We start from the raw sequence: 21,599 nt of genomic DNA on the forward strand, positions 1-21,599 counted from the left end.
ACGTGTTCACTTACACTGAGAGATTGAACAAGGACGGCATTGTAGCAGAAAACTATTACAATGCCTTCTTTTGGAGTTAAATCCGATTATTGTTTAAACTGTGGGTTCTTTTCTGCACGTTTAAGCAGAACCAGTACAGCACCTGTGCCGCCTTGTTTTTCTGGGGCGCTCACAAATGCCAATACATCACGATGTTGACGTAACCAACTATTTACATAAGTTTTTAAAATTGCTTCTGGACCTTTGCCATGCACAATTTTAATGACGTTTTGATTGTCATCTTTCGCCATTTGAATAATTTGCAGCACGGCAGAACGGGCTTCTTCAACAGTGCAACCGTGTAAGTCGACAGCTTCAAACCAACGTAGATTACCAGCTTTCAAATCTTCAAAAACTTTATGTTGTAAGGTTGCAATGCGATAGCTTAAAGCAGCTTGACTGGCAACAGGGTTGAGCATCGCTTGCGTATCAGAAAGTAATGCATCATCTGTTTCCATAGGACCAATTGCAGCAGCACGTTTAGCCAACGTTTGCGCATCAGGTTTTTTACGACCCACTTTTTCCATTTTTGCAATATTTCCTGCATTCATTTTTTGAACACCTTGCATTTGCTTTTGGAAAAGCGCGAAGTCTTCTTCCTGCTCTTGTTCAACAGTCTTTGGCGTTGGCTCAGGCTGTTTAGCAATCGTAGAGGAATGTGGATTCGTAATTTGCTTTTTAAAAGATTTCAGTAGGTTGTACTGATCTTTTGAAAGCGAAGAATCGTGTTTGCTCATAATGAAAAAACGGGAAATATACAAAAATTTAAAGCAATTATAGCCTTAAATGGCACTGATTTGAACTGGAAAGACTTTATATAAAGAAGATCTCTTAATTCATTACAAGTCCTATTTGGGCTTCAAAGTTGAATTAATTAATTTAATAACTTTTTTATTTTTATATTGTTCTGCAAGAGCTAATGCTGATTGTTCTTCATTAAATTTAGAAATACACACGATTTCGGTTGAAGCGCCTTTTTCAAGTAAATAAGAAATTATCTGATATTGATTTAGGCGGATAGCTTTACCTAATGGGGAGCATCTAGTGAAATAATATGTTTGTAGTTCAACTTCATCTACTACAAGTTCATTTATTTTTCTCAGCTTCATTTTTTTGATGAAAGAAATATCTGTGTGCTCGATAGCCGCCATAATTAAGGTGGTATCATAAAATTCATTGTTTTCACCAAAATTTAAATATTCAAGATACAAATTTTTGGCTTTTTCATAATTATCAATATCATTTTTCTGTGTCAGATTCTTTATCGCATTTTGGAAAAAATCATTCATATCATCAAAATCATTTATTGCTGCATGGAACATGAAATATTTATTAAATATGGCTCATCAGCTAAATTCTTTTTCAATAAATGAGGGGTATCTTTATAAAAAATCTGTTTAAAATGATTTAATTTTTCCATGGAAATAGGGTGAGATTTAATATTGATTGGTTTGGATAAAGAATTTTTATGTCCTTTAGAAATAGAAAAATAGGTTGAATTTTCAATATTAAGCCTCTTTCATAAATCAAAAAACGAACAGTCTCTTGCTGATTATTTGTACCGAAGAATTTTAAATATTCATGGATAATCTGCGGATGAAATATATCGATTCAAAGAAGCTTTCTGAAACACAGTTTAAGCGATACACCGGCATATCATGTTTAATGGTTGAACAACTGAAAATGCATGTTCCTGCTAAAGGTAGACCAACTAAATTGAGCATAGAAGATCAAATCCTTCTGTGCTTAAGTTATTGGCGCGAATACCGAACCTTGTTCCATGTTGCAACAAGTTATGGTGTGTCAGAGCCGACTGCTTCAAGAATTGTCCGTCATGTAGAGGACTGCCTGATCAAGTCCAATTTATTTAATTTACCGAAGCATTTGCCTGAGGGCGAAGGCATCGACTGGAACGTGGTGATTGTTGATGCCACAGCAATTCCAATACAAAGACCTAAAAAAACAGAAGAAAAGCTATAGTGGCAAAAAGAAGGCACATACTTTCAAAGTCCAGGCCATCATTCATTATAGAACTCAGCAAATTCTGAGTTTATGCACTGATCGTGGTGCTGTACATGATTTCGAACTCTTCAAACGAAACTTACATCAGATTCCGGCAGGTGCCTTTATCCTTGCAGATAAAGGCTATCAAGGGATTTATGCAATGTATCCAAATAGCTTGTTGCCATTAAAAGCAAAAAAGCGCTGTAAATTGGATCCTGAACTAAAAATCTATAATCAAGAAATCAACAAAAGAAGAATTGGGGTTGAGCATGTATTTGGTAGTTTAAAAACTTTCAAAATTCTTGCCGAGCGATATCGTAATCGAGGAAAAAGACTGGGCTTAAGATTCAATTTAATTGCGGGAATCTATAATTTAGAGCTGAGCAAAAAATGAATTATGAAAGAAGTCTATTCTTGTTTTTAGTATTGATTGAGTAATTAATGACTATTGGTAAGCCTTGATAACTAATGATTTCAATTTGATTATTATTGAAATCATAATTTTTGCCCTTTAGCACGTTAGTATTTATATTTGGAAAAATTTGATTTAGGTCAATCTGCGCAGCAATGATGCCTTCGGGCATAGTGGAAATATTAAAGTAGAGGATATGATTTTGGTCAATATGATACGGTGAGCCAGTATAAAGAGTTATATTTTTTGCCCAACTTATCTGGTGTAGTGAAACCAAGATTAATGAAATGAATAGAAGAGTAGAAGAAATAATCGACTTCATTATTTTTAATTCTCAATTGAATAAAAATTATAAAAAGGATGTGTAATTTTTTTAATATGGATGCAAAGTAGAAAAAGGGTGAGCGAACTCACCCTACATATTTCATTTATATATTATCAGGCACACCAAACAGCTCCTTAAACGCCTGATCAGGACGTGGCTGCTTCATAAAACTTTCACCGACCAAGAAGGCATGAATGTCATGTTCTTGCATCATGGCTACATCAGTAGGTGTTGCAATACCGCTTTCTGTTACAAGTAGACGAGAAGGTTCAAGTAACTTCTTCAAACGTAATGATGTATTGAGGTCAACATCAAAAGTTTTTAGATTGCGGTTATTGACGCCAAGTAGACAGTTGTCAGAAAGACGCATTGCACGCTCAAGTTCTTCTTCGTCATGTACTTCAACCAATACGTCGAGATTGTGCTCAAAAGCAGTTTTCGACATTTCTTCGAGTTGTTGATCAGACAAACAAGCCACAATTAATAAAATACAGTCAGCATGTAAAGCGCGTGCTTCAATTACACCATAAGGGTCAATTAAAAAATCTTTACGTAGCGCAGGTAAGTCACAGTTCGTACGTGCAATCTGAATGTTTTCATCGGCACCTTGGAAAAAATCCACATCGGTGAGAACAGACAAACATGCCGCACCAGCATCTTGATACTGCTGCGCAATTTCAGCAGGGTTAAAGTTTTCACGAATGATGCCTTTCGATGGTGATGCCTTTTTAATTTCAGCAATCACCCCCGGACGTTTAGAGCCGAGGTTTTGTGCAAAACCTCGAACAGGTGTAGCTGCTTGAGCTAGCTCTTCGACATCTTTATAGCTACGTTGTTTAAGACGGGCTGCAAATTCTTCTTTTTTACGGTCAACAATTTTACCCAAAATTGTATTGGCGATATCTACCATGATCTGTGTCCTAATCTTAAGCTTCGTATTCTTTTAAAGTTTTCGTAAATTCAGACAAAATGCCCATTTTTTCTAAGGCTTGACCGCCATAGATAATGTCATGTGCTAATGCAACACCTTGTTTATAGCTTTTGGTTAAGCCTGAAACATAAATGCCTGCGCCTGCATTTAGGGCAATCATATTCGCGGCTTTATCACCGAGTGCAGATTTGTTTTTACCTAAAGCATCTTTGATCAATTTTAGACTTTCAGCAGCACTATCTACAGATAGACCCGTTAAGGTTTGCGACTCGATATCTACAGCTTCCGGCTGAATTTCCCATTCAGTGACTTCGCCATCTTTGAGTTCAGCAACATAAGTACTTGATGCAAGGCTAATTTCATCTAAACCGTCTTTTGAATGCACCACCAAGACATGTTCTGCACCGAGTTGTTTTAAAACTTCAGCCATAGGACGACATAATTCTGTAGAGAAAACACCAATCACAAAACGTTTTACGCCGGCCGGATTCGTAAGTGGGCCAAGTAGGTTGAAAATACTACGGAAGCCCAATTCTTTACGTGGACCAGCAGCATATTTCATGGCTTTGTGATGATTAGGTGCAAAGAGAAAACCCACGCCCATTTCACGAATACAACGTTCAGTTTGCTGCATGTTAAGGTCAAGGTTGATTCCTGCCTGTTCTAAAAGATCAGAAGAGCCTGATTTTGATGAAACACCACGACCACCATGTTTAGCAATAGTTGCACCTGCTGCTGCAATAACAAAACTAGACGCAGTAGAGACGTTAAATAAGTTTTGACCATCACCACCTGTACCAACGATATCCACCAAATGTGGCAGATCACTGACATCAATTTTGATCGCAAACTCACGCATTACACGTGCTGCGGCAGTGATTTCATCAATACTTTCACCTTTTTGGCGTAAGCCCATCATCAGTGCGCCAATTTGAGCATCGGTCGCTTCACCTTGCATGATGGTACGCATCACTTCTTCCATTTGAGGTTGAGTGAGTTCAATATTTTTAGTGATGTTATTTAAAGCTTGTTGAATATTCATAATATTTTTTGCACTCGATTAAGCGTAAATTTCTAAGAAGTTTTTAAAGATTTGATGGCCATGTTCACTAAGAATTGATTCAGGGTGAAACTGCACGCCTTCGACAGGCAATGTCTTATGTTTAACGCCCATGATTTCTTCCATCGTTCCATCTTCTTCATTGGTCCAGCAGGTCACTTCTAAACATTCAGGCAAAGTCGCTTGATCAATCACCAAAGAGTGATAACGCGTTGCGGAAAATGGAGAAGGGAGGTTGCTGAAAATACCTTGATCGCTGTGATACATGTCAGATAAACGACCGTGCATCACTTTTTTAGCGCGAATAATATCGCCGCCAAAAGCTTGTCCTATGGCTTGGTGGCCTAAACACACACCCAGTAAAGGAATTTTCCCCGCAAAGTGTTGAATCGCAGGAATTGAAATGCCTGCTTCACTTGGCGAACAAGGGCCAGGACCAATGACTAAATACTTCGGTTGCCATCGCTCGATATCTTCCAATGTCACGGCATCGTTACGTACAACTTTTACTTCCTGATTTAACTCGCCAAAATATTGGACGATGTTGTAGGTAAAAGAGTCATAATTGTCGATCATGAGAAGCATATCAAGCGTATCCCTAAGAAATTTATACTAATATTTTGTTTATCGGTTTTTGTTACCCGTAACGTTACCCGTTTTAAAAACTTTACCTAAATCAGGCACAAAATATAAAGCCTGCTAAGTGCAGGCTATATTATCAGATTCTTGTTTGTATTTTTCGACTTCTTTCTTCACTTGAGATTCGTACCAAAAAACATCTTTTTCGCTTAAACAGATTGGCTTGGGAAGCTCACCTTGCTTTAGCATCCTATAGAACTTCGTTTTCCCAACAGAGAGAAGTTTCATAAAATCATTAGCCCGAACTCGACGATCAATTTCCATTAAGATACCTCCTCCAAACTTTTAACCACTTCTTCAGGCAACTCAATCACCGGATCATTATCCAATACCGCCCAATGGGTAATTAATTCTTGAACGAATGCACATCCATCAATAGGGCATGCAAAACCAAAAGGATGTTTATAGTCTGCTGCCAACTGTTCGCCTGAAATAAATATTTGATACCGCCCATCTATACGCGGTGATTTCTTTTCATAATCAACCCATTTCATCACACGACTCTCCAAACAATAAGTCCAACACAAATCCAAAAAACCAAACCAAACAGCATTGCGGCAAACCAACATCTAACTTTGTAGCTATTCATAAGTCACCAAACTGGCCGCACCGAGTACGGCCTTATCCAAATCAGCCGAAAAGTTCTGCTTCACGTTTTTGGGCTGCATTGTTAATGCGTTGCTTATCTGGATCAGACTGTTCTTCAAACTGTGGATCAGTGAAGATAAAGTTGATTTCATCCTGATTCTTTGCGGCTTCAATATCTGCAATGGCTTTATCAGTCCATGTCACATCGGATACACCAGCGAACATGTCTTGTTGATCCTCAATGAACTTTTTACGCGCTGAAAAAACCTGTAGAACTTCAGCCATATGATCGACTGTCAAACTTGGCTTGCTGTCGCGAATGGTCTTAGCAACATCGGCAAGAGCATCCAAATTTTCAGCATTTTCAATTGAGACTTTTAAGCCACTGGCAATGTTATTGCTTTTGATCTCGTTTACAGCTGGTGCTTGTGTTGCTGGTTCTTGCTGTTGAGTTACTTCTTCTTTAGGCTTAAATTTTTCTTTAGCCTGAGTGTATGTGTCTTTCAAATAGGCAAGGTGAGGGCCAGTCAGTTCTTCATTAATAATGAACTGTTCATGAAGTTGATTTAATTCAGCATAAGTTTCAGCTTTGTTTAATTTGGCTGCATATTCTCGTTTCAGCTCAGCAGAAGTCAGCTTTTTAGCTTCTTTCTCTACTGGTGGTGCTTGCTCGGCTACAGGTTCAGGCTTTTTTGATTCTTGTACCTCAGCTGCAGGTTGGAATTTCTTGGCCTGGGCACCAATCAATTTTAAAAGTTCTTCACGCTTAGAATCATCAGACAGCATTAAGACTTTGCTTTCAGCTTCATCAAGTGCAGCAGGGGATTTAGCACCAAGAATTTCACGTTTAATTTGATTGATATCTGCTTGTTCAGACAGAGTCTGGTCAGGTGTAACGTCAATGATACGTTCTTGTTCTTCTTCTACAGAGCGCAGACCCATAAGCAGCTCAGGTGCATAAACACGACCAAAGAAAGAAGCAGCACGATAGCGAAGCATTTGCTCTGGCATTGTTTTCCATTTACTCCCATTCTTTGTATACCAGCCTTCTTTTACAGCCATTTCAATACTGATTTTTGAAGACTCAATTAAAGGGATGCCATAAGCTTTACAGCATTTATAGACACCGCCATGCTCCTTTAATTCTTCCAATGTAAATTCAGGCATACGTGTGCCAGCTTCAAGCGCCCAAGCAACACAAGTTTGATTTTCAACTTTCAGCGACTTGGTTGCTTGGCTCTTGCGACCGTTATTCCAAACAGTTTCTTGATATTCAACTTCCACTTCACCAAGATTTTCAACTTCAAAACGCAATGATGAGAAACGGCCAGAGCTATTAATTGATGCCATAATGAACTGCGATGACCAAGATGGACGACCTTCGATCAAGTAAAGGTTTTGCATAATCATGAGTGGATCTGCGCCCATACGGTTAGCCATGTTTAATGCAACGATACAGTTTGATAAACCATTCGGATTAGGCTCATCGCGGTACTGCATATTTCCGTAATTATCTTTACCAGCTTTAACTTTAAGCACTGCGCGATATTGTTCTGGCACTAAAGTTGAATTGGTCAGCATATTTGCAACACGTTGTGAAAACTCAAATGATTCAACATTTAAGAAACCAACTGAATTTACTTGAGTAGCAGGGGCGATTTGAGTTTGAGCATTCATTTTTAATATTCCTAATTAGTTAAAATCGTTTTCTAAAGCTTGTTTGGTCATGTAAGAAGGGAGATATAGATCTTCCATTTCAGTTGAGTAGCCGTCCCATTCATTGATAAGAAGGGATTCAGCTAATAATTCTTTTGATCGGCGATACCGTGTTTCACCAACACTTAAAAATAGGTCAGAGGCGTTGTACTGTTTGACGTTGAAAGGGATAGCACTTTCAGCTGTAAGCAACACGAATGGCGGTTTTTGTTCTGTACCGTAGTATTGCTGGAAGCCTTCGCGATACATTGCTGCACTTAAGTCATATCCAAAGTCGGCACACTTCTTTGAAAAGGCATGAGGGCGTGCATCAGTCGTGGTCTTTAGATCACCGATCCAACCAAACGGAAAAGCTCGACATGGCGCAATGTGATAGTCAGGACGAACACGCAGCTGTAAACCAAATTCAGGATCTGTAAAGAAGATGCTTGCTTCAGCCATACCGTAATTATTTTGCATATCAGCGTATGAGCTCAGCATTTGCAGGTTAGCTACGATTCGTTTGGCGTGTTCTACTTGTTCAGCATCTACAAGAATCTTGCCTTCATTGGCTTGTTCCCATGCTAGAGCTTCTTCTTTGCCAGCTTTGGTACGACGGTCAAACTTAGGCGCAATCACAAATTCATTTTCAAACTTGTCAGGTTCAAGAAATAAAGTGTGAGCTAATGTCCCGAAGTTCATAGCACTTTTTGTTTCTCGATCTACTTCTTTCAAAATATTGTTTGAATAGAAGTGAGCACCCGAGCGAAGAATATCTTTGAGCTGACTTGAGCTAAACTCAGGGCGGCTGTGATATTCATCATTGCTCATTTTTTCAATGAGCTGTGCAGTTGGCAATTCTACAAATGCGTTCATCGTTTTGATGCCTCCAAGATCGCTTGAAGTTGAGACTTGCAGTCGATTAATTCGCCACGTAAATGCCTAAACTCAGCGTTAGTTAAAACTACATTTCCTAATTCTTTTTCACGCTCTGCAATCATTGCGTCAGCATGTTTGTAGGCGGCTGATGCAAGTACTTCACTTTCAACCATCCAGTTTTGAGGATTAGCTAAAAGTCCTTGTAATGCCGCGATTGCGAATTGATCTCTTAAGTCCATGATCAACCCCCAAAGAAATACACAAGTGCCAGTGTGATAACGAACCAAATGACAAATGCCGTTGCGATGAAGATGGCAAAGTCTTTGGCATTCGCCCAAATAATTTCCCAACGTGAAGTCTGCATTTCGGCAGCAGTAGGGTGTTGATATAGAACAGGCTTTGTATTGCTTTCGTTCTTTGTGAAAGCTGGCGTGTTGCTATGTGATGCGGTTTCTTTCATACTTATCTCGCTTTATTGCAAGCCCGCTAGATTTCCAGTCCCTGCGGGCTTTTTTGTGGGTACGAGATTTAGTTTAGTAAGCTAAACAAAAAGAGTCAATAATTTTGTTTAGTAAAATGAACTTATTTTATTTTTTCTAAACTTTTTTATTTTTGCTAAAAATAAAGCCCATCTAGTAGATGGGCTTAGCTTCTTGTTTTATTTGTTTATTTGGTTAAATCTTCCCTAATGCTCCACTTATTAGTATTGGGATTGAATTCAGGATTTAGTGTCGCAAGAACATATCCAACTGCTTGTATATCTAGAATGTTAGTCTCCGCAGTACTTTTAAATCCCCAATAAACTATATTACCTAAATGTATCTTTTCAGATTTTTTATCGTTGAAGCCACTGACTATTTTAGTCCCATCGGAATCAGCTAATTCAATTAAAAATTGTTTTCCTGAATTGTCATCAATTACATCTCTAACAATCCCAAAACTCATAATGCCTTGAAAAAAAGACGCTTTATTTGTTAAGCAGGCATGTTCAAAAGCTGATTGATTATTTTTAAAATGAATGATCTTGGCTTTAGGCTTTTTTTTATATTTAGCCAATACCTTAGCCATCAAAAAGAAAATTATAGCTGTACATATACTTACTAAAACAGATTCCATATCTACCTCAATATTACCAACTTTCTAAACTTGATATTTGCCAAACCCAGCCAATAATTTCTAATTGCTGATCAACTACCTCTTGAGCACTTAGATGGATTTCAGGGAATTCAGAAGAATTATCAGAAACAATACGCACACCACCCAAAGGCAAGTTATATAAGCGTTTACAGTAGAACAAGCCTCCAAGGCAAATAGCAAAAATTTTACCGTCTTTAATATTTTTTCGACCTAAATCCACATGGATTGTATCGCCATCTTTAATGGTTGGACTCATTGAGTCACCCGTAGCTGTGGCTGCGACTGCATTTTCTTTTGTAATTGATAGATTACGCAATGTTGCTTTTGACATCCGCAATTTACGTGTTTCGTTTGCAATAGCTTCGCTAATTGAGCCGCTGCCGCACGCAAAAGAAAAGTCTTTAAAGAATGGTATTTCAACTTCATCATCATCAACCGGGGTATGACTATCCCATGGCTCTACTTGCGTAAATTCTGGAGCTGAGTTTCCTGTCAATAGCCAGCTTGAAGAAGTTTTTAGAGCTTGAGCTAGCTTAATGAGCCTTTCATTAGTCGGAGCATTTACTCCATTAATCCAATTAGTAACTGTTCCTTTACTGGCCCCAGTAGCAACAACTAAGTCTTTATGTTGCAGCCCCAGTTCTTTCATACGCTGAGCGATTCTGTCTGATGTAGTTTGCATAATGATGAAGCCTTATATTTGTTTAAAATACTAAACAAAAAAATTGACATAATCCTAAACTTATCGTTCAATAAACTAAACAATATGGTTTAGGTAAATAAACATGACCGTGGACGACTTACGGACTTTCTATAAAGCGAAAAGTGACGCAGAACTTGCAAGAATTCTTGGGCGTGATCGATCTGTAATTAATTATTGGCGAAAAGGTATTCCTTTAAGTACACAAGCCGTTTTTGAAGTTTCAACAAAAGGCGAGTTAAAAGCCAATTTTTGTGCTGCAAAAGCTTAGGTGAGCCTATGTCAGAAAAACTCACAGAAAGCATCACATTTAAATGTACGTATGAAGAGAAAGAACTTTTTAAGAAACGTGCTAAAGATTGCAAACAACCTTTATCAGTCAAAGCGCGTGAGATTTTAAAAGAGTGGCTTTTTCCAAGGATTGAGAAGCAAGTAGGCATAAAAGAAATATCGGTTATTGAAGAACAATTGAATTCTCTAATAACTCACATCTCTTTAGCTACAGATACATCGGACACATTCCACTTGGAACTTGCACCGCGTCCGATCCGAGATATCACACCAAAACAACAGGCAACAAAAAAGGCCCAACTGTGCGACCAGCTGAGCCTTTCTGCCGTTCATACCGAAATATAAACGAGGTTAGGAACCGATGTTGAATTTAGCACGAATAGTGGGGGCTGTGAAGATATGAATACTGCACAAGTTATTCCATTCAAGAAGCAACCACAGCCGAAACAAGAGGCTGGAAACATGTATAGCGATAAGTTTGTACAAGGCTATGTAATGTCTAGTCGCTTGTACCGTAAAGAAGTATGGCCGTTTCTAAGTGATGCAGCACGTAATGTGTATGCAGAGCTGGAGAATCGTATTAATGGACACAACAAAGAATCTGATTTTGTGAGCTATTCGCAGTTGCAGGGTGGAGATCTTCCGGGATCTCGCAAACTTGGTCGAACGACCGTTTCAAACGCACTTCAAGAGCTCATTAAATTAGGTGTGATCAGTGTTGTATCTAATGGAAAGCAGGGCATGAAATCTTATCGATTGAATGAGGTTTCACTCAAAGATCGGTTCACTAACAAGACTAGTCCTGTAATTGTACCAGTTCAGCAGCAAGACCAAACTAGTACAGCTAGTGAACCAGTTACTAGTCCTGTAACAGGACACACAATAGATACTCCTATAGATTCTTTAGAAAATAATAATAAAGCGCCGGAACAGTTTTCACCGCAGAACAGACCGATGCTTCAATTCATTGAATACCGTCTTGATGATCAGCAAGCCTACACGCTGAGAGAACTCACTCAGAAATATCCAGCACAGTCAGATTTTACTGCACAAGCAAAAATCAGTTTTCCAAAACTCACCGATGAACAAATCAACGGCGAACTCAGAAATCTCGCCCAGTGGTCAATGACGGCTGAAAAACGAATTTCACAAAAATGGATGACGACCTGGTTGAACTGGCTCAAGAACTTTGAGAACGCTCAAAACAAAACTCAGCAGAAATCAAATCAACCGAAGGCGCAAAAGCAGCAACCGAAAAAAGCACACCGTTTTGGTCAGGGGGTAATTAATCCATGAGCAATATTCAAAAATACCATTCAGCGTTTGAAATCAATTTTCCAGTTGAAATTGCAGATCAGCTCTTAGCGCGTATGCAATCACTCTACGGTGATGCATTCGATAAAAAATACGGAGAGATTGAGCCGGCACAACTCCAGATCACAGCATGCACAATCCTGAATGGATTATCTGAACATGATCTTCGCCGTGGCTTGGAACGCATGAACACGGAAAAATGGTGCCCATCACTTCCTGAGTTTAGATCTTGGTGTGTACATGACGGGGACTGGTGGACAGCAGAAATGGCATGGGCGAAAGCGTTGAATTTTGTCAAAGATGAAACTCAGCAAATTACGACTATGGCAAAGCGTACGCTGGATGAAGTCAAACAGATCTTGAGTGTGGAAGGGCAAAGAGCAGCGCACAAAGCGTTTATCGAAATTTACACGGATTACTTAATCAGAGCCAAAAAACAGAACCGAACACAAATCATGTGGATTCCACCTAAGTCACTTCAAACACCAGAGGATAAGCCACGCACTGGTATTCCTTGTCCACCTGAACTGGCAGCAAAAATTAAAGGATTGGGGCGTGTAGGGGGGGCAGCATGACACTACGTTGGAGCGAACAAAAGCTAGCAGCACATTTAAAAGCGCACAGGAATAAAGCTCATCTCTCGCGTGTGCGACTTCAAGAGGAAAATCAAGCAAAGGTACATAAGGCAAATAAAAACGCTGTAGACGTTAATTCAGCGCATTTTACGCAATGCATTGAAAATCAGGTTTTGAGTTGTGAAATTGCTGCAACACCACCGAGTGTAAATCACTACTGGGAACGTACAGGCCGTGGCATGAAATTAAGCGACAAAGCACGAAGCTTTCACGCTGTTGTTATTGCGCTTGTACCAGCGCTCAGACTCACTTCACGGCTAAAGATGGAAGTGATCTTTCATTTTCCAACACACCAAAAGCGTGACATCGACAACCACTTAAAAGCGACGATCGATAGCTTAGTGAAATGTGGATTTTGTGAGGACGACGAACAGTTTGATGAGCTGCTCGTAAAACGTGGAAACGTCATCAAAGGCGGCTTAATAAAAATTAAGGTTTGGGAGATGTAAGAATGGTTGAAACGGTTGATTCTATTGCTTTGACACAGTTCCCTCGCGCGCGCGCGCGTTTCGTTAACAATCGAACCAAAAAGAAGGTAAAAGAATTCATAGTGCAACGTCGTGGCTATAAGCGTCCAGACTTCAATCGAATGATCTTGGATCTACTCAAACTCGGTTGGACACATGAAAAGATTGCGGATGTATTACCAGTGGCAGGTGCATCGACTGTAAGCGAGTGGGCGCGTGGAGGGATTCCAAACTACGACAATGGCGACGCATTCATTCAACTGTGGAAGATGGAGACAGGTATAGATATTTATCCACGTGAAGGTGAGTGGCTGACGTACACGTACAAGGTAGGGCAGTTAGATATCTTTGATGATGGGGGATTATGTGATCAAATAGTAGAACAGTTAGACAAAGAGATAGAAACTTGAAAATAAAGTATATTTTGGCATGTATTTTTTTATTAGTTGTAGGACTCATTTTTGGTTTTTTTATAGGATTTGGTGTAACTAATAAAGAATTGGATGTTGATTGGAAGGCAATTGCCCCTATTATTTCAGGCCTTATGGCATCCACAATCGCGGCCCTAACAGCACTCTATATTTCAAACAAATGGGGTAAACAAAAGGGTGGTGAGGTGATAGCTACAGAATCTAAGCAAGCTATTAAAGATATCTTAGAGTTAGTAAAGATTATAAATTACTTCGATAAGGGTGTTGTTAATGAGGATGATTTAAACGAAGAATTTAAGAAGTTTGCAAATGGTTATGATTTTATTGTGATCAACGTTGCATTTATTGAAGATTGCTTAGTTGACAATAATTTGAAAACTAGTTTTGATGAATTCACTATTTCATCATTGAGGGTTAAAAGTTTAATAAGTTATGAAAATAAAAGACCAGGTGATAAGGTGCTAAGTAATGCGATACGCGAGTTTAATAATGAAGCAATTAAGCTTGTAAATAGTTTAAATCCCTACTCAACTTATAGAAAAGAATGCAAGTTTAAATTAAAAAATTAAAAGTTATAAGTTGGCAATCACCCAACAAACCCAAACACATTACCCTGCACATTAGCCTTATCAACCAACGATAGGGCTTTTTTTATGGCTGGCCGTCAAACAAAAACACCAGGTGTAGAAACACCAAAAGAAACCACTACAGCAGCTCAGGCAGATGCAGCACTGGAAGAAATTTTAGGTACACCAGATGTCAAAGATGCTGATCCAACTCAGAACGAATCAGAAGTTGCAGCGGATGCACTCGTACCAGTAGAGCAGTTTGATGCTGTGGCACAGCAATTGGCAGATGCACAAGCCAAACTAGCTGCATACGAAAAGCAGAGCAAGGCTGTAAGCAAAACAGCAGCCGCGGCACCAGCAGCACAAAATGCCGTAGGTACAAATGCAAGTGCTGGATCTGTTCGTCGTACACGTGAAGTGCTTACTGAATTTGGCTGGTCCAAAGAGGAGTACTAAGCATGTGTGGTGGCACTGTAGGGAAAGTGATTGGCTCTGTGACTGATGCGATCGGCCTTACGGATACTGACGCAGCATCCAAAGGCTATGACGCACAAGCAGCAGAAGCTAAAGCAAAACGTGAAGCTCAGCTTGAAGAAAACAACTCAAAAGCTCAGCGAAAAAAACGTAAAGCATCTGAAGTGCTCAGCAGTACTGAAGAAAATCAAAAACAAACAACTTTGGGTGGATAAATGGAAAAGGCAGCTCTTTTATGTAAGCGTCTTGGCGAGCTAAAGGCGCTGCGTTCACCTTTTGAAGCGCATTGGGGTGAATGCTACAAGTACGGTGCTCCTGAGCGTCAGCAAGCATTCAATGGTGAAAGTGGAACATTTCACACAGCCAAAAATGATCGAGTGAAACTCATCGACTCAACAGCATCGGAAGCTATTTTGAATAGTATGGTGCCAAGTCTAATCAATGGCACAACACCAGCAAACGCTATTTGGTTTAAAGCTGTGCCGGATGGCGTGGATGATCCAACCGTTTTGACGGGTGGTGAACAGTGGCTTGAGCAGTCTTGTCAGTTTGTTTGGCGCAATATTCATGGTGCTAACTTTGATTCAGAGGTCATTGATTACTTTACTGACTGGAGTGTTGCAGGTTGGTCGGTGATGTATTCGGACGTGGATCGTAAGAAAAACGCTGGATATGTATTTCAAACATGGCCAATTGGTGAATGCTGGATTGCTTCAACTCGCCAAGACTATCAAGTCGATACAATCTTTCGAGTATTTGAAATTACTGCAGCTACTCTTGTGGCTGAATACGGTGCAGAAAAACTACCAATTTCAGTTATTGAGGCAGCCAAAAGTACACCAGACCGAAAGTTTGAATTGCTTTGGGTCATTGAACCACGTGAGGGTGCAAAACTTCCTGTAGATGATCGCCCGATCTTGCCGAAAAATATGCCGTTTGCTGCATATCACGTGCTGATTGGTGCTGAGAAAGCCATCATTCGTGAGTCAGGCTATAACGAATTCCCATGCTCAGTGTCTCGCTATCGACGCATACCGGGTAGCGTTTATGGTACTGGCGCTATGTCTACGGCTTTGCCTGATACAAAACAACTCCAAGTAATGCAACGTGACTTTAGCCGTGCCTTGCAAATGGCGGCTCTTGGTCTGTATGCAGGTGAAGATGATGGAGTATTCAACCCTGCAACCATGGTCATTGCACCAGGCCGTGTAGTGACAGTGAATAAAACGGATTCACTCAAACGCATTGATGATTCACGTGCAGTACCGATGCTAGATGCTGCAATTGAAAAGCTACAGGGCACAATTCGACGCAAGTTATTGGCTGACATGATGACACCGCAATACGGTCAACCCATGACAGCTGCCGAAACCTATGCACGTGTAGACCAAGTTCGTCAGCAGATCGGGCCGTTATATGGGCGTATTCAGTCTGAATTTCTTATTCCATTGCTTGAGCGTTTGATTGGTATTGCATATCGAGCAGAAAAGCTGGGTGCAGCTCCTGAAGATCTACAAGGTAAAAACCTATCATTCAAGTTTGTTTCACCACTGGCACGTGCTCAGCGTTTAGAAGAAGTCGGAAGCCTTGAACGTTTCTTACAGGCACTACCTCTGTTGAGAGAATTAGATCCATCAGCCGTAGATAACTTTGATTCAGATGCTGCAACCCAATTTATGGCACAAGGTCTAGGCGTTTCAGCGTCAGTGATGCGTACTGAAGAAAAGCTAAAAGAACACCGTGAGAAGAAAGCGCAAGCCCAGCAACAGGCTCAAGCCCAAGAGCAACAAGCGGCTGTGGCTCAACAAATGACTGGTGCTGTAGCTCAAGGCATGGGTAAAGGTCTTGAAGCACAAATGGCGAGTGAGGTAATGCAATGATTTTTATTATAGCGGTTTTGGCAATTTTACTGCTCATCGCTTGTGTCGGTTTGCACGTTCTTAATGAGGGGATGAAAGAAGCACATGCTGTAGCTGAGGACTACAAACAGCGCTGGTCTGATGAACTTGATAACTCAAGCAGGCTCAATGGAGAAAAGTTTAATGAATGGGAGCGTGCAGAAGTTTTACAGGGTGAAGTCATAGCTCTTAAAACAGAAATTCACGACCTCAAAGACGATATCAAACGACTATCCGAGCAGGGCAAGGAAGTCAAAGAAACAGGCCATTTATACAAGACTCGTCATCATAAACGTGCAACGCCTGATGTTTATCAAGCTGTATTTGAACTAACAACCAACGGACAGCGTGTGCTGCAAAGTTTAGTGGCTCAGTACGGCGGGAATGCTTACACGTCAGACCAGAACGGTGGAGAGCGTGAGACATGTCGAAGGCTAGGACAAGCCGAAGTGATCAATTTCATTAACTACCAAATTTATAAAGCAAACAATCCACATTTATTCCTTGAACAGGTAATCGAAAATGACTGAACAAACTCAAACCACAACTGAAGATACAACTCAAACCACAACAGCACCTGATACAACTCAGACACAGACTGAGCAAACGGTTACTACCCAAACAGAAGCTACTGCAACGGCTCAAACTGAAGGTGAACAAACTCCGGCTGAAACTGGTGTGCCTGAATCGGCAGATGCCTATGCAATCGGTATTGATGGCTTTGATATGGACGGATTCAAAGAATCAAACCCTGAAGTATTCGGTAAGTTTCATGAAGCGGGTATTAGTAATGACCAGGCCACAGCAGTTCTAAAAATTTGGGATGAATACAATCAAATCCAAGTTGAAGCGCTTCAAGAAGAATGGGGCGGTGAATTTAATCAAAACTTACGTTTCGCCCAACAAGCAGCAAAAGCAGCTGGTCTTTCAGATGCAGATCTCGATTCACCAACGATGGGCCTTAAGTTAGCTGCGTTCTATGGCAAACAACTTCAAGAAGATATGCCACCTGCAGGTAACACCCAACAAAGCGGTGCGGAAAGTATTCAACAATTGATGCGAAGTGAAGCGTTTCTGAATCCTTCACATCCTGAGCATGCTCAGGTATCGCAAAAGGTTGACGCTTGGTACGACAAAAATTTCCAATAAGGGGAATTAGCGCATGGCTAATGAAAACAAAATCACGGCGGCATTTGTTCAGAAGTTTCATGATACTTATGACATTGCTGCTCAGCAAAAAGAGTCACGTTTATTAAAAACCGTGACCAATATCGGGAAGGTGGAGGGTGCATCTTTTACGATTAACGATATGGGCCTAGTGGAAATGACTCCATCGGGTAACCGTTTCGGGGATACAACATGGACAATTCCAGATGTTGGTGTACGTACAGCATTAATGTCTGATTACGACCTTTTCATTCCAATTGAAAATCGTGATTTACCTAAATTAAAAGCCAATCCTACTGACAAGTACATGAAGCTTCTGACCAGTGCACGCGAACGTAAGATTGATGACATCATTTATGCAGCATTAATTGGCGGTATTACACGTAAAACAGTGGCTGACAACGGTACAGAGTCCGTAGTGACTGTGAATTTGCCAGCAAGTCAAGTTATTGCGCCAACCTTTGGCACACTGAAGCAGCAAATCATTAAAGCGAAATCACTATTCCGTAAAAATGAATGTGATGAGCAGAATGGTGAAGAAATTTTCATGACGTATACGTCTGACATGATGGCTGATTTTTTAAATGATGGCGATCTAACAGATGCTGACAAAATGACAATTCAGATGCTGCGTGATGGTGCTGTAGGTACCAAGTGGCTAGGTGTTGAATGGATCGCTTACGAAAAGGTTGCTGCAGGTGCAACTGAAGGCAGTAAACGTGCAGTGATGTATACCAAATCTGCAGTGCATTTTGGTGATGCTGATATTACTGGCTTCGATATTTCAACTCGTCCAGATAAGAAAAACATTAAACAGGTTGGTGGCGTTCACTCATTTGGTGCTGGTCGTGCCAATGAGGTGAAAGTGGTAGCTGTAGACTTCGCGGCAGCTTAAGCAGGGGCTTTGGCCTAACATCTTGGCATGGGGTGTTAGGTCTTTTTTTTATTTTTGTTAGTTGAAATTTTATAACATGTTCCAATATATAAATTTCAAATAAAACCAAAGGGTAAGAAACGAAGTGAAGTACGAAGAAATTGAAAAACTATTGGAAGAAGAACGTGAAATTTTAGCAATGCATAAACAAAATTTAGATGATTTTATTGATCAAGGTTTTAATGGTTTTGTGAGTAAAGACGAGTTACGTGAAATGCTAAGCAAAGGCGAGCAAGTTTGGGATAAATACAAAACGGAAATGAATCGATTAGTTTCCGAAATACAGATTTCAGGCCTTAAGGTTATGGATTTAAATCTAAAGCTGAAAAATTATAAAGTGTGAATCGAATTTAACACCCAACAAACCCAACTCTAAAAGCCCTCAAGCTAATCAAAACTTGAGGGCTTTTTTATGACTACAACACGAGTATCGATCTGCAATTATGCGCTGAGTTTAATTGGTGACAGCAGCATTGCAGCGTTTGAAGAAGACACAGCACGTGCTGAACGTGTACGAAATATTTACGACCAAGTACGCAAGTCTGTACTTCGGGATCATCCATGGTCATGTGCTAAAAAGCGTGTGATTCTCTCACCAGTGACGACTTATCCAGCTTTCGGCTATGCCAATGCTTTCACATTGCCTAATGATTTTATTCGCTTGATCAATGCCAATCAGTGCCGTTATGAAATTGAAGGTCGTCATATTCTTGCAGATAACAATCAGATCAATCTTGAATACATCTTCGATAATGACAACGAAGACACATGGGACTCAATGCTCATTGAGGCCATGTCATTAAAAATGACTTCAAAGCTATGTAAGCCAAACACTGGTAGTGATGCCGCAGGTGAATCTGCAAAAGCTGAATATGAGCAATTGCTGAAAAAAGCACGCTTTGTGAACTCTCAGGAACGACCAGCTCAGCACCTTAACTATGGTGAGTCAGGTTACTTGGAGGCACGAGACTAATGAAACAGTGGATTCTAAAAAACAATATGAGCAGTGGTGAGCTTTCACCGTTGCTCTGGACACGTACAGACGTGCAGCAGTATGCCAACGGTGCAAAGAAACTGCTCAATGTTATTCCATTGGTTGAGGGTGGTGTAAAGCGTAGACCGGGCACACGGCATAGAGGTACTTTTGATACAGCCGTTCGCTTGATTCCATTCATTGCCAGCTCTGAAAATGCTTATATGTTGGTACTAAGTCTGAATCAATTACAGGTTTATAACCCACGAACCAATAGCATTGTTTGGTCTACTGCAACGCCATACGATACCGAGCAAAAGATCCGTGAAATTCAGGTCGCACATACACGTTATCGTATGTACTTTGTGCAAGGTGAAACGCCAGTCCATCGTTTTATATCCAGTGAGGACTTTAGCTCTTGGGCTTTTGCACCATTCACGTTCTCAGTAACGCCTAATGATGAAAATGGCACGTCTCCTAACGTTGCATTAACTCCATCAGGTACAGATGTTGGGAAGGTGATTAAACTCACAGCGGCAGCATTTCCTATTTGGGTAAGTACTGAAACTTATCTAACTGGTGAGCGTGTTCGCTATAGCTCTCAGACTTGGCAAGCCTTGGCAGATAACACAGGATCAGCACCAACTGCCGAAAACACAAATTGGCAATCTGTGACAAATGAAGATGCCGCTGTTTTTAATTCAAGTCATATCGGTGCAATCGTTTCAATCAACGGTGGTCAGGTCAAAATCACTTCAATTACTTCATCATCAATCGCAAAGGGTGAAGTGCTTGTTAAGTTGAATGCAGATGTTGAAGCCATAGCTAAATCGTGGTCCCTCAATGGTCTGGCATTTAGTGCGTCAGCCGGTTATCCAAGAGCCGTTGTATTTTTTAAACAACGTCTAGTCTTTGCCAATACAAAAACAAGCCCGAATCAGCTTTGGTTCAGTGCGATCGGAAGTGATGCAGACTTCTTAGAGTCCTCAGATGATGCAGATGCATTCAGTATTGCGTCATCTTCTGCTCAATCAGATAACATTTTGCACTTGGCTCAACGTGGTGGTGTGGTTGCGCTTACAGGCGGCTCAGAGTTCCTAATTAGCTCAAGTGGTGCATTGACACCAGCATCAGCGCAAATCGAGCAGCACACATCGTATGGCGTTCAAAAAGACGTACGTCCGTGTATGGTGGGTAATGAATTGCTATTTGCACAACGTGGTGGCGAACGGCTGCGAGCTTTGTCATTCCGTTATGAAGTAGATGGCCTGGTTAGTCCTGAGCTTTCTGCAATTGCACCACATATTCCAAGTGAACACGGAGGATTCAAAGAGATCGCCTATCAACAAACACCGGATAGTACTGTTTGGATGGTACTTAATGATGGCAAGGTGGGGAGTATTACGCTTAACCGTGACCAAGAGATGAATGCATGGGCCTTGCATGATTTTGGCGGTAAAGCGATTTCAGTATGTACCTTGCCAACGACTTCAGGTGCAGATCAGTGTTTCATGCTTATTCAGCGTGGTACCCATATTTTTATTGAAGAAGTACTGCACGAAGCCATGAGCGATTGTGAAATAGCCTATAGCAATGCCATGGATGCAAACGTGGTCGGAAGCCTGACAAATCCACATCTAAACTGGCGTAATGATGATGGGTATTTCTATCAAGATTCTGATTTCAGTTTAGATGATCAACCTAAATGGTATGGCCAGCCATTTGAAGTTGAAGTCAGCCTATTGCCACCTGATTTTAGCCAAGTTCCTTCTACTGCGATGTTCCATAAAATCATGGTGCATAGCGTTGTGTTATGGCTGAAGAATTCGATTGGTGGCTATGTATCAGGTCGTGAGCTTAAACATAAGAAAATTAATCAATCAGCATTCCAAAATCTACCGTTCACAGGCTATGTCGAAGAATCTTTGAGTGGTTGGTGTGCCTTACATGAACTTGATTTAAAAATAACACACAACAAACCGATGCCGTTCCACGTTCAAAGTATCTCTATGTTGGTATCAATGAACGAGAAATAAA

The 21,599-nt window shown here is 40.5% G+C and carries 31 protein-coding genes; 18 read left to right on the forward strand and 13 right to left on the reverse strand.

Going from position 1 to position 21,599, the window contains the following annotated elements:
• Positions 1-86 precede the first annotated feature (86 nt).
• On the reverse strand, positions 87-776 hold the full coding sequence (locus FTV50_RS02435) for a Smr/MutS family protein (RefSeq protein WP_078191970.1): 690 nt from the start codon (positions 774-776) through the stop codon (positions 87-89).
• Positions 777-887: 111 nt separating this feature from the next.
• Positions 888-1,361, reverse strand: a complete 474-nt coding sequence (locus FTV50_RS02440) for a hypothetical protein (protein WP_180023380.1) — start codon at positions 1,359-1,361, stop codon at positions 888-890.
• 274 nt (positions 1,362-1,635) lie between these two features.
• Here FTV50_RS02440 and FTV50_RS02445 point away from each other — a divergent pair, with 274 nt between their 5' ends.
• Positions 1,636-2,019, forward strand: coding sequence for a transposase family protein (locus FTV50_RS02445; protein WP_180023381.1), 384 nt, complete (start codon positions 1,636-1,638; stop codon positions 2,017-2,019).
• Entirely contained in the window at positions 1,967-2,437 is a 471-nt protein-coding gene (locus FTV50_RS02450; protein ID WP_180023382.1) for a transposase family protein, read from the forward strand. The genes FTV50_RS02445 and FTV50_RS02450 overlap by 53 nt, the downstream gene beginning before the upstream one ends.
• Positions 2,438-2,883: 446 nt before the next feature.
• Here the strand turns inward: FTV50_RS02450 and trpC are convergent, their stop codons facing one another.
• The 11 genes from trpC to FTV50_RS02505 all read right to left on the reverse strand — a co-directional run bounded on the left by trpC (position 2,884) and on the right by FTV50_RS02505 (position 10,391).
• Positions 2,884-3,690 (reverse strand): indole-3-glycerol phosphate synthase TrpC, encoded by an 807-nt coding sequence (gene trpC / locus FTV50_RS02455; RefSeq protein WP_180023383.1) that lies wholly within the window; start codon positions 3,688-3,690, stop codon positions 2,884-2,886.
• A 16-nt stretch (positions 3,691-3,706) separates the two neighbouring features.
• Positions 3,707-4,753 carry an anthranilate phosphoribosyltransferase gene (gene trpD, locus FTV50_RS02460; protein ID WP_168379163.1) on the reverse strand — a complete coding sequence of 349 codons (1,047 nt, stop codon included), beginning with the start codon at positions 4,751-4,753 and terminating at the stop codon, positions 3,707-3,709.
• 18 nt (positions 4,754-4,771) lie between these two features.
• Positions 4,772-5,356 (reverse strand): aminodeoxychorismate/anthranilate synthase component II, encoded by a 585-nt coding sequence (locus tag FTV50_RS02465; protein ID WP_078190263.1) that lies wholly within the window; start codon positions 5,354-5,356, stop codon positions 4,772-4,774.
• A 114-nt stretch (positions 5,357-5,470) separates the two neighbouring features.
• On the reverse strand, positions 5,471-5,674 hold the full coding sequence (locus FTV50_RS02470) for an AlpA family transcriptional regulator (protein ID WP_180023384.1): 204 nt from the start codon (positions 5,672-5,674) through the stop codon (positions 5,471-5,473).
• Positions 5,674-5,904 (reverse strand): hypothetical protein, encoded by a 231-nt coding sequence (locus tag FTV50_RS02475; protein ID WP_180023385.1) that lies wholly within the window; start codon positions 5,902-5,904, stop codon positions 5,674-5,676. Before FTV50_RS02475 ends, FTV50_RS02470 begins: the two co-directional genes overlap by 1 nt.
• Before the next feature lie 136 nt (positions 5,905-6,040).
• A complete protein-coding gene (locus FTV50_RS02480; protein ID WP_180023386.1) occupies positions 6,041-7,675 on the reverse strand; it encodes a hypothetical protein in 1,635 nt (544 codons plus the stop codon).
• 15 nt (positions 7,676-7,690) lie between these two features.
• Positions 7,691-8,569, reverse strand: coding sequence for a PD-(D/E)XK nuclease-like domain-containing protein (locus FTV50_RS02485; protein WP_180023387.1), 879 nt, complete (start codon positions 8,567-8,569; stop codon positions 7,691-7,693).
• On the reverse strand, positions 8,566-8,811 hold the full coding sequence (locus FTV50_RS02490) for a hypothetical protein (protein WP_180023388.1): 246 nt from the start codon (positions 8,809-8,811) through the stop codon (positions 8,566-8,568). The genes FTV50_RS02485 and FTV50_RS02490 overlap by 4 nt, the downstream gene beginning before the upstream one ends.
• A 2-nt stretch (positions 8,812-8,813) precedes the next feature.
• Positions 8,814-9,032 (reverse strand): hypothetical protein, encoded by a 219-nt coding sequence (locus FTV50_RS02495; RefSeq protein WP_180023389.1) that lies wholly within the window; start codon positions 9,030-9,032, stop codon positions 8,814-8,816.
• 206 nt (positions 9,033-9,238) lie between these two features.
• Positions 9,239-9,688: a hypothetical protein gene (locus FTV50_RS02500; protein WP_180023390.1), complete on the reverse strand. Its 450-nt coding sequence runs from the start codon at positions 9,686-9,688 to the stop codon at positions 9,239-9,241.
• Between the two features lie 13 nt (positions 9,689-9,701).
• On the reverse strand, positions 9,702-10,391 hold the full coding sequence (locus tag FTV50_RS02505; RefSeq protein WP_180023391.1) for a S24 family peptidase: 690 nt from the start codon (positions 10,389-10,391) through the stop codon (positions 9,702-9,704).
• Positions 10,392-10,494: 103 nt separating this feature from the next.
• On the opposite strand from FTV50_RS02505, the gene FTV50_RS02510 reads away from it, so the two are divergent.
• The 16 genes from FTV50_RS02510 to FTV50_RS02585 all read left to right on the forward strand — a co-directional run bounded on the left by FTV50_RS02510 (position 10,495) and on the right by FTV50_RS02585 (position 21,598).
• On the forward strand, positions 10,495-10,680 hold the full coding sequence (locus FTV50_RS02510; protein WP_180023392.1) for a hypothetical protein: 186 nt from the start codon (positions 10,495-10,497) through the stop codon (positions 10,678-10,680).
• A gap of 8 nt (positions 10,681-10,688) precedes the next feature.
• Positions 10,689-11,045, forward strand: a complete 357-nt coding sequence (locus tag FTV50_RS02515) for a hypothetical protein (RefSeq protein WP_180023393.1) — start codon at positions 10,689-10,691, stop codon at positions 11,043-11,045.
• Between the two features lie 54 nt (positions 11,046-11,099).
• Positions 11,100-11,996 (forward strand): hypothetical protein, encoded by an 897-nt coding sequence (locus FTV50_RS02520; protein ID WP_180023394.1) that lies wholly within the window; start codon positions 11,100-11,102, stop codon positions 11,994-11,996.
• Positions 11,993-12,589 (forward strand): restriction endonuclease, encoded by a 597-nt coding sequence (locus FTV50_RS02525; protein ID WP_180023395.1) that lies wholly within the window; start codon positions 11,993-11,995, stop codon positions 12,587-12,589. Before FTV50_RS02520 ends, FTV50_RS02525 begins: the two co-directional genes overlap by 4 nt.
• A complete protein-coding gene (locus FTV50_RS02530) occupies positions 12,586-13,098 on the forward strand; it encodes a RusA family crossover junction endodeoxyribonuclease (protein ID WP_180023396.1) in 513 nt (170 codons plus the stop codon). The genes FTV50_RS02525 and FTV50_RS02530 overlap by 4 nt, the downstream gene beginning before the upstream one ends.
• Positions 13,099-13,100: 2 nt before the next feature.
• Entirely contained in the window at positions 13,101-13,526 is a 426-nt protein-coding gene (locus tag FTV50_RS02535; protein WP_180023564.1) for a hypothetical protein, read from the forward strand.
• The gene (locus FTV50_RS02540; protein ID WP_180023397.1) at positions 13,523-14,116 is read left to right on the forward strand and encodes a hypothetical protein; all 594 of its coding nucleotides are present in this window, start codon (positions 13,523-13,525) and stop codon (positions 14,114-14,116) included. The genes FTV50_RS02535 and FTV50_RS02540 overlap by 4 nt, the downstream gene beginning before the upstream one ends.
• Positions 14,117-14,200: 84 nt before the next feature.
• Positions 14,201-14,572 carry a hypothetical protein gene (locus FTV50_RS02545; RefSeq protein WP_180023398.1) on the forward strand — a complete coding sequence of 124 codons (372 nt, stop codon included), beginning with the start codon at positions 14,201-14,203 and terminating at the stop codon, positions 14,570-14,572.
• A gap of 2 nt (positions 14,573-14,574) precedes the next feature.
• Positions 14,575-14,805, forward strand: a complete 231-nt coding sequence (locus FTV50_RS02550; protein WP_180023399.1) for a hypothetical protein — start codon at positions 14,575-14,577, stop codon at positions 14,803-14,805.
• Positions 14,806-16,470, forward strand: a complete 1,665-nt coding sequence (locus FTV50_RS02555) for a portal protein (RefSeq protein WP_180023400.1) — start codon at positions 14,806-14,808, stop codon at positions 16,468-16,470. It begins immediately after the preceding gene.
• The gene (locus FTV50_RS02560; protein ID WP_180023401.1) at positions 16,467-17,018 is read left to right on the forward strand and encodes a hypothetical protein; all 552 of its coding nucleotides are present in this window, start codon (positions 16,467-16,469) and stop codon (positions 17,016-17,018) included. Before FTV50_RS02555 ends, FTV50_RS02560 begins: the two co-directional genes overlap by 4 nt.
• Positions 17,011-17,637: a hypothetical protein gene (locus FTV50_RS02565; protein ID WP_180023402.1), complete on the forward strand. Its 627-nt coding sequence runs from the start codon at positions 17,011-17,013 to the stop codon at positions 17,635-17,637. The genes FTV50_RS02560 and FTV50_RS02565 overlap by 8 nt, the downstream gene beginning before the upstream one ends.
• Positions 17,638-17,650: 13 nt before the next feature.
• Positions 17,651-18,550: a phage capsid protein gene (locus FTV50_RS02570; RefSeq protein ID WP_180023403.1), complete on the forward strand. Its 900-nt coding sequence runs from the start codon at positions 17,651-17,653 to the stop codon at positions 18,548-18,550.
• Positions 18,551-18,674: 124 nt separating this feature from the next.
• Positions 18,675-18,932: a hypothetical protein gene (locus tag FTV50_RS02575; protein WP_180023404.1), complete on the forward strand. Its 258-nt coding sequence runs from the start codon at positions 18,675-18,677 to the stop codon at positions 18,930-18,932.
• Positions 18,933-19,001: 69 nt separating this feature from the next.
• Positions 19,002-19,562, forward strand: a complete 561-nt coding sequence (locus FTV50_RS02580) for a hypothetical protein (protein WP_180023405.1) — start codon at positions 19,002-19,004, stop codon at positions 19,560-19,562.
• The gene (locus FTV50_RS02585; RefSeq protein ID WP_180023406.1) at positions 19,562-21,598 is read left to right on the forward strand and encodes a carbohydrate-binding protein; all 2,037 of its coding nucleotides are present in this window, start codon (positions 19,562-19,564) and stop codon (positions 21,596-21,598) included. Before FTV50_RS02580 ends, FTV50_RS02585 begins: the two co-directional genes overlap by 1 nt.
• Position 21,599: the final 1 nt, after the last annotated feature.

It is taken from the genome of Acinetobacter sp. YH1901134 (genome assembly GCF_013416965.1).
GTDB lineage: Bacteria > Pseudomonadota > Gammaproteobacteria > Pseudomonadales > Moraxellaceae > Acinetobacter > Acinetobacter amyesii.

Bases quoted from the DNA above. Each gene is read 5' to 3' on its own strand.
- FTV50_RS02435 (WP_078191970.1), bottom strand. From the start codon at position 776: ATGAGCAAACACGATTCTTCGCTTTCAAAAGATCAGTACAACCTACTG.
- FTV50_RS02440 (WP_180023380.1), bottom strand. From the start codon at position 1,361: ATGTTCCATGCAGCAATAAATGATTTTGATGATATGAATGATTTTTTC.
- FTV50_RS02445 (WP_180023381.1), top strand. From the start codon at position 1,636: ATGAAATATATCGATTCAAAGAAGCTTTCTGAAACACAGTTTAAGCGA.
- FTV50_RS02450 (WP_180023382.1), top strand. From the start codon at position 1,967: ATGCCACAGCAATTCCAATACAAAGACCTAAAAAAACAGAAGAAAAGC.
- trpC (WP_180023383.1), bottom strand. From the start codon at position 3,690: ATGGTAGATATCGCCAATACAATTTTGGGTAAAATTGTTGACCGTAAA.
- trpD (WP_168379163.1), bottom strand. From the start codon at position 4,753: ATGAATATTCAACAAGCTTTAAATAACATCACTAAAAATATTGAACTC.
- FTV50_RS02465 (WP_078190263.1), bottom strand. From the start codon at position 5,356: ATGCTTCTCATGATCGACAATTATGACTCTTTTACCTACAACATCGTC.
- FTV50_RS02470 (WP_180023384.1), bottom strand. From the start codon at position 5,674: ATGGAAATTGATCGTCGAGTTCGGGCTAATGATTTTATGAAACTTCTC.
- FTV50_RS02475 (WP_180023385.1), bottom strand. From the start codon at position 5,904: ATGAAATGGGTTGATTATGAAAAGAAATCACCGCGTATAGATGGGCGG.
- FTV50_RS02480 (WP_180023386.1), bottom strand. From the start codon at position 7,675: ATGAATGCTCAAACTCAAATCGCCCCTGCTACTCAAGTAAATTCAGTT.
- FTV50_RS02485 (WP_180023387.1), bottom strand. From the start codon at position 8,569: ATGAACGCATTTGTAGAATTGCCAACTGCACAGCTCATTGAAAAAATG.
- FTV50_RS02490 (WP_180023388.1), bottom strand. From the start codon at position 8,811: ATGGACTTAAGAGATCAATTCGCAATCGCGGCATTACAAGGACTTTTA.
- FTV50_RS02495 (WP_180023389.1), bottom strand. From the start codon at position 9,032: ATGAAAGAAACCGCATCACATAGCAACACGCCAGCTTTCACAAAGAAC.
- FTV50_RS02500 (WP_180023390.1), bottom strand. From the start codon at position 9,688: ATGGAATCTGTTTTAGTAAGTATATGTACAGCTATAATTTTCTTTTTG.
- FTV50_RS02505 (WP_180023391.1), bottom strand. From the start codon at position 10,391: ATGCAAACTACATCAGACAGAATCGCTCAGCGTATGAAAGAACTGGGG.
- FTV50_RS02510 (WP_180023392.1), top strand. From the start codon at position 10,495: ATGACCGTGGACGACTTACGGACTTTCTATAAAGCGAAAAGTGACGCA.
- FTV50_RS02515 (WP_180023393.1), top strand. From the start codon at position 10,689: ATGTCAGAAAAACTCACAGAAAGCATCACATTTAAATGTACGTATGAA.
- FTV50_RS02520 (WP_180023394.1), top strand. From the start codon at position 11,100: ATGAATACTGCACAAGTTATTCCATTCAAGAAGCAACCACAGCCGAAA.
- FTV50_RS02525 (WP_180023395.1), top strand. From the start codon at position 11,993: ATGAGCAATATTCAAAAATACCATTCAGCGTTTGAAATCAATTTTCCA.
- FTV50_RS02530 (WP_180023396.1), top strand. From the start codon at position 12,586: ATGACACTACGTTGGAGCGAACAAAAGCTAGCAGCACATTTAAAAGCG.
- FTV50_RS02535 (WP_180023564.1), top strand. From the start codon at position 13,101: ATGGTTGAAACGGTTGATTCTATTGCTTTGACACAGTTCCCTCGCGCG.
- FTV50_RS02545 (WP_180023398.1), top strand. From the start codon at position 14,201: ATGGCTGGCCGTCAAACAAAAACACCAGGTGTAGAAACACCAAAAGAA.
- FTV50_RS02550 (WP_180023399.1), top strand. From the start codon at position 14,575: ATGTGTGGTGGCACTGTAGGGAAAGTGATTGGCTCTGTGACTGATGCG.
- FTV50_RS02555 (WP_180023400.1), top strand. From the start codon at position 14,806: ATGGAAAAGGCAGCTCTTTTATGTAAGCGTCTTGGCGAGCTAAAGGCG.
- FTV50_RS02560 (WP_180023401.1), top strand. From the start codon at position 16,467: ATGATTTTTATTATAGCGGTTTTGGCAATTTTACTGCTCATCGCTTGT.
- FTV50_RS02565 (WP_180023402.1), top strand. From the start codon at position 17,011: ATGACTGAACAAACTCAAACCACAACTGAAGATACAACTCAAACCACA.
- FTV50_RS02570 (WP_180023403.1), top strand. From the start codon at position 17,651: ATGGCTAATGAAAACAAAATCACGGCGGCATTTGTTCAGAAGTTTCAT.
- FTV50_RS02580 (WP_180023405.1), top strand. From the start codon at position 19,002: ATGACTACAACACGAGTATCGATCTGCAATTATGCGCTGAGTTTAATT.
- FTV50_RS02585 (WP_180023406.1), top strand. From the start codon at position 19,562: ATGAAACAGTGGATTCTAAAAAACAATATGAGCAGTGGTGAGCTTTCA.